Annotated in this window: 7 protein-coding genes; 6 read left to right on the top strand and 1 reads right to left on the bottom strand. The window is 70.7% G+C overall.

The window, feature by feature from the left end:
• Positions 1-62 precede the first annotated feature (62 nt).
• Positions 63-566: a transcriptional regulator BldD gene (gene bldD / locus ABZ340_RS26060; RefSeq protein WP_004990661.1), complete on the bottom strand. Its 504-nt coding sequence runs from the start codon at positions 564-566 to the stop codon at positions 63-65.
• 267 nt (positions 567-833) lie between these two features.
• Between bldD and pyrR the strand changes: the two genes are divergently transcribed.
• From pyrR to carB, 6 genes are all read left to right on the top strand, one after another.
• Positions 834-1,406 carry a bifunctional pyr operon transcriptional regulator/uracil phosphoribosyltransferase PyrR gene (gene pyrR, locus ABZ340_RS26055; RefSeq protein ID WP_358784248.1) on the top strand — a complete coding sequence of 191 codons (573 nt, stop codon included), beginning with the start codon at positions 834-836 and terminating at the stop codon, positions 1,404-1,406.
• A 120-nt stretch (positions 1,407-1,526) separates the two neighbouring features.
• The gene (locus ABZ340_RS26050; RefSeq protein WP_358784247.1) at positions 1,527-2,498 is read left to right on the top strand and encodes an aspartate carbamoyltransferase catalytic subunit; all 972 of its coding nucleotides are present in this window, start codon (positions 1,527-1,529) and stop codon (positions 2,496-2,498) included.
• A gap of 4 nt (positions 2,499-2,502) precedes the next feature.
• Positions 2,503-3,789, top strand: a complete 1,287-nt coding sequence (locus tag ABZ340_RS26045; RefSeq protein WP_358784246.1) for a dihydroorotase — start codon at positions 2,503-2,505, stop codon at positions 3,787-3,789.
• Complete coding sequence (locus ABZ340_RS26040; protein ID WP_358784245.1) at positions 3,786-4,355, top strand: hypothetical protein; 570 nt, start codon at positions 3,786-3,788, stop codon at positions 4,353-4,355. Before ABZ340_RS26045 ends, ABZ340_RS26040 begins: the two co-directional genes overlap by 4 nt.
• Positions 4,352-5,494 carry a glutamine-hydrolyzing carbamoyl-phosphate synthase small subunit gene (gene carA, locus ABZ340_RS26035; protein ID WP_358784244.1) on the top strand — a complete coding sequence of 381 codons (1,143 nt, stop codon included), beginning with the start codon at positions 4,352-4,354 and terminating at the stop codon, positions 5,492-5,494. Before ABZ340_RS26040 ends, carA begins: the two co-directional genes overlap by 4 nt.
• Entirely contained in the window at positions 5,487-8,795 is a 3,309-nt protein-coding gene (gene carB, locus ABZ340_RS26030; protein ID WP_358784243.1) for a carbamoyl-phosphate synthase large subunit, read from the top strand. The genes carA and carB overlap by 8 nt, the downstream gene beginning before the upstream one ends.
• The last annotated feature ends 37 nt before the right edge of the window (positions 8,796-8,832 follow it).

Here is an 8,832-nt window from a genome sequence, read left to right as displayed (position 1 = left end):
GTGGCCGGAACCATCAAGGTCCCGGCCACCCCGGCGGCACGTTTCTGCTGGTCGGAGGGGTTTCAGCTCTCCTCGTGGGACGCCACCGCACGGCGCGCGTCCGCATCCAGTACGCCCCAGCTGATCAGCTGCTCGGTGAGGACCGAGGGCGACTGGTCGTAGATGACGGCGAGGGTGCGCAGGTCGTCCTGGCGGATCGAGAGCACCTTGCCGTTGTAGTCACCGCGCTGCGACTGGATCGTGGCCGCGTAGCGCTGCAGGGGACCCGCCTTCTCGGCCGGCACGGTGGCCAGCCGCTCCAGGTCCAGGACCAGCTTCGGCGGCGGCTCGGCGGCGCCGCCCGGGGTGGTGCCCGGCAGCAGTTCCTGCACGGGAACACCGTAGAAATCCGCCAGCTCGGCGAGGCGCTGCACGGTCACGGCGCGGTCGCCGCGCTCGTACGAACCGACCACGACCGCCTTCCAGCGACCCTGGGACTTCTCCTCGACACCGTGGAGGGAAAGGCCCTGCTGGGTGCGGATGGCGCGGAGCTTGGCCCCGAGCTGTTTGGCGTATTCGCTGGACATATGGCTCCCCGGACACTGTGTCGACGCGGACTGGCTCGGTGTCCTTGCCGCGCGGTTGGTAACTCACTGTGAGGTTACGCAGCGTTACTCTCCCGCGTCAAGCCGAATGGTCCACACCGCACCCGCCGTGGTAGTGGCCCCGCACCGCCCCTCGGGCCGGACCGGGGCGGTGATCTGGGCACTCTCCGGCACCTGCTACCGTGGATGGCGCAATTCCGACGTCCTTTAAGGTCCGTCCCGTGAGGCGGAGAAGGAGGTCCGTTTCGTATGGACACGCAAGCGTCCGATGCGCGGCCCGTGCTCGAGGGCCCCGACATCGCGCGGGTACTGACCCGCATCGCCCACGAGATCGTCGAGCGCGCCAAGGGCGCCGACGACGTGGTGCTCCTCGGCATTCCCACCCGGGGCGTCTTCCTCGCCCGCCGGCTCGCCGCCAAGCTGGAGCAGATCACCGAGCGCGCGGTGCCGGTCGGCTCCCTCGACATCACCATGTACCGCGACGACCTGCGCATGCACCCGCCGCGTGCGCTGGCCCGCACCGAGATCCCCGGCGACGGCATCGACGGCCGCCTGGTCGTCCTCGTCGACGACGTGCTCTTCTCCGGCCGCACCATCCGCGCCGCCCTGGACGCCCTGAACGACATCGGACGCCCGCGCGCGGTCCAGCTCGCGGTCCTCGTCGACCGCGGCCACCGCGAACTGCCGATCCGCGCCGACTACGTCGGCAAGAACCTCCCCACGTCGTTGCGGGAGACGGTCAAGGTCCAGCTCGCCGAGGAAGACGGTCGCGACACCGTGCTGCTCGGCGCCAAGCGGACCGCTCCGGGCACCCAGCACTAGCCCCGCCCGGCCTCGCGCGCGGCCCTGCCCGCCGCAGGCCCGCCCGGTGCGCCCACACGCGTGCCCGGTTGCCCGAAATCTCCTGTTCTTCCGCATGACCTGCCTTACGGAGCCTGAAAGATGCAGCGCCATCTCATCTCGGCCGCCGACCTCACCCGCGACGACGCCGTCCTGATCCTCGACACCGCCGAGGAGATGGCCCGGGTCGCGGACCGGCCGATCAAGAAGCTGCCGACCCTGCGCGGCCGCACCGTCGTGAACCTCTTCTTCGAGGACTCCACGCGCACCCGGATCTCCTTCGAGGCGGCCGAGAAGCGCCTGTCCGCGGACGTGATCAACTTCTCCGCCAAGGGGTCGAGCGTGTCCAAGGGCGAGTCCCTGAAGGACACCGCCCAGACTCTGGAGGCGATGGGTGTCGACGCCGTCGTCATCCGGCACAGCGCCTCCGGCGCCCCCTACCGCCTGGCCAACTCCGGCTGGATCGACGCGGCCGTCATCAACGCCGGCGACGGCACCCACCAGCACCCCACGCAGGCCCTGCTGGACGCCTTCACCATGCGCCGCCGCCTGGTCGGCCGGGACGCCGGGCTCGGCCAGGACCTGGCCGGCAAGCGCATCACGATCGTCGGCGACGTCCTGCACAGCCGGGTCGCCCGCTCCAACGTCGACCTGCTGCACACCCTCGGCGCCGAGGTCACCCTCGTCGCCCCGCCCACCCTGCTGCCGGTCGGCGTCGAGACCTGGCCCTGCGCGGTCTCGTACGACCTCGACTCCACGCTGCCCAAGTCCGACGCGGTGATGATGCTGCGCGTGCAGCGCGAGCGCATGAACGCCGCGTTCTTCCCCACCGAGCGCGAGTACTCGCGCCGCTACGGTCTCGACGGCGACCGGATGGCCAGGATGCCGGAGCACGCCATCGTCATGCACCCCGGCCCGATGGTCCGCGGCATGGAGATCACCGCCGAGGTCGCCGACTCCGACCGCTGCACCGTCGTCGAGCAGGTCGCCAACGGCGTCTCCATCCGCATGGCCGTCCTGTACCTGCTGCTCGGCGGCAACGAGCCCGCCCAGACCCGCACTGAGGAGAAGTAGAACCATGAGCAAGACCCTGATCCGCGGTGCGAAGGTCCTCGGCGGCGAGCCGCAGGACGTGCTGATCGACGGCGAGACCATCGAGGCCGTGGGGACCGGGCTGGACGCCGAGGGCGCCGAGGTCGTCGAGGCCGGCGGCAAGGTGCTGCTGCCGGGCCTGGTCGACCTCCACACCCACCTGCGCGAGCCCGGCCGCGAGGACTCCGAGACGGTCCTGACCGGCACGCGCGCGGCGGCGAGCGGCGGCTACACCTCCGTGTTCGCCATGGCCAACACCTTCCCCGTGGCCGACACCGCCGGTGTCGTCGAGCAGGTCTGGCGGCTCGGCAGGGAGCACGGCTACTGCGACGTGCAGCCCATCGGCGCCGTCACCGTCGGCCTGGAGGGCCGCAAGCTCGCCGAGCTGGGTGCCATGCACGAGTCCGCGGCCGGCGTCACCGTCTTCTCCGACGACGGCAAGTGCGTCCACGACGCGCAGATCATGCGCCGCGCCCTGGAGTACGTGAAGGCGTTCGGCGGTGTCGTCGCCCAGCACGCGCAGGAGCCGCGGCTGACCGAGGGCGCCGAGATGAACGAGGGCGTCGTCTCCGCCGAGCTGGGGCTCGGGGGCTGGCCGGCCGTCGCCGAGGAGTCGATCATCGCGCGGGACGTGCTGCTCGCCGAGCACGTCGGCTCCCGCGTCCACATCTGCCACCTGTCGACGGCCGGCTCCGTGGAGATCGTCCGCTGGGCCAAGTCCCGCGGCATCCGGGTCACCGCCGAGGTCACCCCGCACCACCTCCTCCTCACCGACGAGCTGGTGCGCACCTACAACCCGGTCTACAAGGTCAACCCGCCGCTGCGCACCGAGCGTGACGTGATGGCGCTGCGCGAGGCGCTCGCCGACGGCACGATCGACATCGTCGCCACCGACCACGCCCCGCACCCGCACGAGGACAAGGACTGCGAGTGGGCCGCCGCCGCCATGGGCATGGTCGGCCTGGAGACCGCGTTGTCGGTGGTCCAGGAGACCATGGTCGACACGGGCCTGCTGGACTGGGCCGGCGTCGCCGACCGCATGTCCTTCAGGCCCGCGCAGATCGGACAGGCCACCGGACACGGCCGTCCCGTCGCGGCCGGTGAGCCCGCCAACCTCACTCTCGTCGACGCGGCATACCGTGGCCGGGTGGACCCCGCGGGCTTCGCCTCGCGCAGCCGCAACACCCCCTACGAGGGGCGTGAGCTGCCGGGCCGTGTGACGCACACGTGGCTGCGGGGCAAGGCCACGCTCGTCGACGGGAAGCTCACGTGACACCACCTGTACTCCTGCTGGCCGCCGAGAAGGAATCGGCGGAAGTGACCGACTGGGCCGCACGCGCCGGCTGGGTCGTCGGCCTCCTCCTGTTCGTCGCGCTGGTCTACTGGCTGATGCGCGAGGGCTGGAAGTGGCGCGGCACGCTCCAGAGCGACCTGCCGGAACTGCCCACCGCGCCGGATGACGCGGGCCCGGCGAAACTGGGCATGAGCGGCCGCTACCACGGCTCCACCACCGCCGGGCAGTGGCTCGACCGCATCGTGGCGCACGGCCTGGGCACCCGCAGCCGGGCCGAGCTCACGCTGACGGACGCGGGAATCGACGTCGTACGCCCCGGCGCGACCGACTTCTTCATCCCGCTCGCGCAGCTGCGCGGGGCCCGGCTCGACAAGGGCATCGCCGGCAAGGTCCTCACCGAGGGCGGGCTGCTGGTGGTGACCTGGGAGCACGGCGGCAAACCGATCGACTCCGGTTTCCGCTCCGACCGCGCGGCCGAGCACACCGAATGGGTCAAGACCTTGAACCAGATGATCAACAAGACGGAAACGGAAGGCGCACGATGACGACCTCCACCAGGGGAGCTGCCAAAACTCCCGCCGTACTCGTCCTGGAGGACGGCCGGATCTTCCGCGGCCGTGCCTACGGGGCCGTGGGGGTGACCTTCGGCGAGGCCGTGTTCTCCACCGGGATGACCGGCTACCAGGAGACCCTCACCGACCCGTCGTACCACCGCCAGGTCGTCGTGATGACCGCCCCGCACATCGGCAACACCGGCGTCAACGACGAGGACATGGAGTCCCGGAAGATCTGGGTCTCCGGCTACGTGGTGCGCGACCCCGCGCGCGTGCCCTCCAGCTGGCGCTCGAAGCGCACGCTCGACGAGGAGCTGGACGCCCAGGGCGTCGTCGGCATCTCCGGCATCGACACCCGGGCGCTCACCCGCCACCTGCGCGAGCGCGGCGCCATGCGCGTCGGCATCTTCTCCGGCGACGCGGTCCGCGACGAGGCCACCATGCTCGCCGAGGTCCGCAAGGCCCCCGAGATGACGGGCGCCGACCTCTCCGCCGAGGTCGCCACCACCGAGCCGTACGTCGTCCCCGCGATCGGCGAGAAGAAGTTCACCGTCGCCGCCGTCGACCTCGGCATCAAGGGCATGACCCCGCACCGCATGGCCGAGCGCGGCATCGAGGTGCACGTCCTGCCGGCGACCGCGTCCGTCGAGGACGTCTACGCCGTCAACCCCGACGGCGTGTTCTTCTCCAACGGCCCGGGCGACCCGGCCACCGCCGACCACCCGGTCTCCGTGATGCAGGCGGTGCTGGAGCGGGGCACCCCGCTGTTCGGCATCTGCTTCGGCAACCAGATCCTCGGCCGCGCCCTCGGCTTCGGCACCTACAAGCTGAAGTACGGCCACCGCGGCATCAACCAGCCGGTGCAGGACCGTACGACCGGCAAGGTCGAGGTCACCGCGCACAACCACGGCTTCGCCGTCGACGCGCCCACCGACAAGGTCTCCGACACCCCCTTCGGCCGCGCCGAGGTCTCCCACGTCTGCCTCAACGACAACGTGGTGGAGGGCCTCCAGCTTCTCGACAAGCCGGCCTTCAGCGTCCAGTACCACCCCGAAGCGGCAGCCGGCCCGCACGATGCCGCCTACCTGTTCGACCGCTTCGTTTCCCTGATGGAGGGCCAGCGTGCCTAAGCGCACCGATATCCAGTCCGTCCTGGTCATCGGCTCCGGCCCGATCGTCATCGGCCAGGCCGCCGAGTTCGACTACTCCGGCACCCAGGCGTGCCGCGTGCTCAAGGCCGAGGGCCTGCGCGTCATCCTGGTGAACTCCAACCCGGCGACGATCATGACCGACCCGGAGATCGCCGACGCCACCTACGTCGAGCCGATCACCCCCGAGTTCGTCGAGAAGATCATCGCCAAGGAGCAGCCCGACGCGCTGCTGCCCACCCTCGGCGGCCAGACGGCCCTGAACACCGCGATCTCGCTGCACGAGAACGGCGTCCTGGAGAAGTACGGCGTCGAGCTGATCGGCGCCAACGTGGAGGCGATCCACAAGGGCGAGGACCGCGACCGGTTCAAGGAGGTCGTGGAGGAGGTCCGCAAGAAGATCGGGCACGGCGAGTCCGCCCGCTCGGTCATCTGCCACTCCATGGACGACGTCCTCGCGGGCGTCGAGACGCTCGGCGGCTACCCGGTCGTCGTGCGCCCCTCCTTCACCATGGGCGGCGCCGGCTCCGGCTTCGCCCACGACGAGGAGGAGCTGCGCCGCATCGCCGGCCAGGGCCTCACGCTCTCGCCGACCACCGAGGTGCTCCTGGAGGAGTCCATCCTCGGCTGGAAGGAGTACGAGCTGGAGCTGATGCGCGACAAGAACGACAACGTCGTGGTCGTCTGCTCCATCGAGAACTTCGACCCCATGGGCGTGCACACCGGCGACTCGATCACCGTGGCGCCCGCGATGACGCTCACCGACCGCGAGTACCAGGTGCTGCGCGACGTCGGCATCGCGATCATCCGCGAGGTCGGCGTCGACACCGGCGGCTGCAACATCCAGTTCGCGGTGAACCCGGCCGACGGCCGCGTCATCGTCATCGAGATGAACCCGCGCGTGTCGCGCTCGTCCGCCCTCGCCTCCAAGGCGACCGGCTTCCCGATCGCGAAGATCGCCGCCAAGCTGGCCGTCGGTTACACGCTGGACGAGATCCCCAACGACATCACGCAGGAGACCCCGGCCTCCTTCGAGCCGACCCTGGACTACGTGGTCGTCAAGGCCCCGCGCTTCGCGTTCGAGAAGTTCCCGAGCGCCGACTCCACCCTCACCACCACCATGAAGTCGGTGGGCGAGGCCATGGCGATCGGCCGCAACTTCACCGAGGCGTTCCAGAAGGCGCTGCGCTCGCTGGAGAAGAAGGGCAGCCAGTTCACCTTCGTCGGCGACCCCGGCGACAAGCAGACCCTGCTGGAGCGGGCGGTCCGCCCGACCGACGGCCGCATCAACACGGTCATGCAGGCCATCCGCGCGGGCGCCACCCCCGAGGAGGTCTTCGAGTACACGAAGATCGACCCCTGGTTCGTCGACCAGCTCTTCCTCATCAAGGAGATCGCCGACGAGCTCGCCGAGGCGCCCGAGCTGACCGCCGACCTGCTCGCCGAGGCCAAGCGCCACGGCTTCTCCGACCAGCAGATCGGCGAGATCCGCGGCCTGCGCGAGGACGTCGTCCGCGAGGTCCGCCACGCCCTCGGCATCCGCCCGGTCTACAAGACGGTCGACACCTGCGCCGCCGAGTTCGCCGCCAAGACCCCGTACTTCTACTCGTCCTACGACGAGGAGACCGAGGTCGCCCCGCGCGAGAAGCCGGCCGTCATCATCCTGGGCTCCGGCCCGAACCGCATCGGCCAGGGCATCGAGTTCGACTACTCCTGCGTCCACGCCTCCTTCGCGCTCAGCGACGCCGGGTACGAGACCGTGATGGTCAACTGCAACCCGGAGACCGTCTCCACCGACTACGACACCTCCGACCGGCTCTACTTCGAGCCGCTCACCCTGGAGGACGTCCTGGAGATCGTCCACGCCGAGCGGCAGGCCGGCCCGGTCGCGGGCGTCGTCGTCCAGCTCGGCGGCCAGACCCCGCTGGGCCTGTCGCAGGCCCTCAAGGACAACGGCGTGCCGATCGTCGGCACCTCGCCCGAGGCGATCCACGCCGCCGAGGACCGCGGCGCCTTCGGCCGCGTCCTGAAGGAGGCCGGCCTGCCGGCCCCCAAGCACGGCACCGCCACCACCTTCGCCGAGGCCAAGGCCATCGCCGACGAGATCGGCTACCCGGTCCTGGTGCGCCCCTCCTACGTCCTCGGCGGACGCGGCATGGAGATCGTCTACGACGAGACCCGGCTGGAGTCGTACATCGCCGAGTCCACCGAGATCAGCCCCTCCCGGCCGGTCCTGGTCGACCGCTTCCTCGACGACGCCATCGAGATCGACGTCGACGCCCTGTACGACGGCGAGGAGCTGTACCTCGGCGGCGTCATGGAGCACATCGAGGAGGCCGGCATCCACTCCGGCGACTCGGCGTGCGCCCTGCCCCCGATCACGCTGGGCGGCTTCGACATCAAGCGGCTGCGCGCCTCCACCGAGGCCATCGCCGCGGGCGTCGGCGTGCGCGGCCTGATCAACATCCAGTTCGCGCTGGCCGGGGACATTCTCTACGTCCTGGAGGCCAACCCGCGCGCCTCGCGCACCGTCCCCTTCACCTCGAAGGCGACCGCGGTGCCGCTGGCCAAGGCCGCCGCCCGCATCTCGCTCGGCGCCACCATCGCCGAGCTGCGCGCCGAGGGCCTGCTGCCCAAGCACGGCGACGGCGGCGAGCTCCCGCTCGACGCGCCGATCTCCGTCAAGGAGGCCGTCATGCCGTGGTCCCGCTTCCGGGACATCCACGGCCGCGGCGTCGACACCGTCCTCGGCCCGGAGATGCGCTCCACCGGCGAGGTCATGGGCATCGACTCCGTCTTCGGCACGGCCTACGCCAAGTCGCAGGCGGGCGCCTACGGCCCGCTGCCCACCAAGGGCCGGGCGTTCATCTCGGTCGCCAACCGCGACAAGCGCTCGATGATCTTCCCGGCGCGCGAGCTGGTCGCCCACGGCTTCGAGCTGCTGGCCACCTCCGGCACCGCCGAGGTCCTCAAGCGCAACGGCATCAACGCCACGGTCGTGCGCAAGCAGTCCGAGGGCGAGGGCCCGAACGGCGAGAAGACCATCGTCCAGCTCATCCACGACGGCGAGGTCGACCTCATCGTCAACACCCCGTACGGCACCGGCGGCCGCCTCGACGGCTACGACATCCGTACGGCGGCCGTGGCGCGGTCCGTGCCGTGCCTGACGACGGTCCAGGCGCTCGCCGCGGCGGTCCAGGGCATCGACGCCCTCCACCACGGCGACGTGGGCGTCCGCTCGCTCCAGGAACACGCGGAATTCCTGACCGCGGCCCGCGACTAGCAGCCCCGAGGGGGACACCGGAAACGGTGTCCCCCTC

The sequence above is a fragment of the Streptomyces sp. NPDC006134 genome (genome assembly GCF_040628835.1).
GTDB lineage: Bacteria > Actinomycetota > Actinomycetes > Streptomycetales > Streptomycetaceae > Streptomyces.
This window is presented reverse-complemented; position numbering and strand designations above follow the sequence as displayed.

Coding starts and splice junctions, on each gene's coding strand:
- pyrR (WP_358784248.1), top strand. CDS start 834: ATGGACACGCAAGCGTCCGATGCGCGGCCCGTGCTCGAGGGCCCCGAC.
- carA (WP_358784244.1), top strand. CDS start 4,352: ATGACGACCTCCACCAGGGGAGCTGCCAAAACTCCCGCCGTACTCGTC.
- ABZ340_RS26050 (WP_358784247.1), top strand. CDS start 1,527: ATGCAGCGCCATCTCATCTCGGCCGCCGACCTCACCCGCGACGACGCC.
- ABZ340_RS26045 (WP_358784246.1), top strand. CDS start 2,503: ATGAGCAAGACCCTGATCCGCGGTGCGAAGGTCCTCGGCGGCGAGCCG.
- bldD (WP_004990661.1), bottom strand. CDS start 566: ATGTCCAGCGAATACGCCAAACAGCTCGGGGCCAAGCTCCGCGCCATC.